This window comes from Grimontia sp. AD028 (assembly GCF_000973155.1).
GTDB classification, from domain to species: domain Bacteria; phylum Pseudomonadota; class Gammaproteobacteria; order Enterobacterales; family Vibrionaceae; genus Enterovibrio; species Enterovibrio indicus.
This window is the reverse complement of the sequence record NZ_LASY01000225.1, coordinates 1-282: the sequence shown is the minus strand read 5'-3', so window position 1 is coordinate 282 and position 282 is coordinate 1. Positions and strand designations below refer to the sequence as shown.

Genomic DNA, 282 nt, shown 5'->3' with positions numbered 1-282 from the left:
GGTGCAATCCGCTGCGGCTATCATTACTGATGATGCTGATGCGCCAAAAGTCGCCAGCATTACTCACCTTCAGAACGGTGTGGAAAACAGCACATGGCCAGGATGGACAGTTAACCTGACTAACACGTCGACGACGTCAACCAAGGTGCAGTTGAACTTCAACGATGGCCTCCATCAGGCTGACTTTGGAGCGGACTACAACGGCAAGGTACATGTTTACACAACGTCTGGCGCTTTCCTTAAGGAAGTGAACCTTAATAGTTCAAACGGTTGGAGAGCAGA

At 50.0% G+C, this 282-nt stretch carries 1 pseudogene; it reads left to right on the top strand.

Annotated features, from left to right (window positions below):
• Positions 1–282 (top strand): annotated as a pseudogene (locus RN22_RS25365) (bacteriocin); the annotation flags it as partial.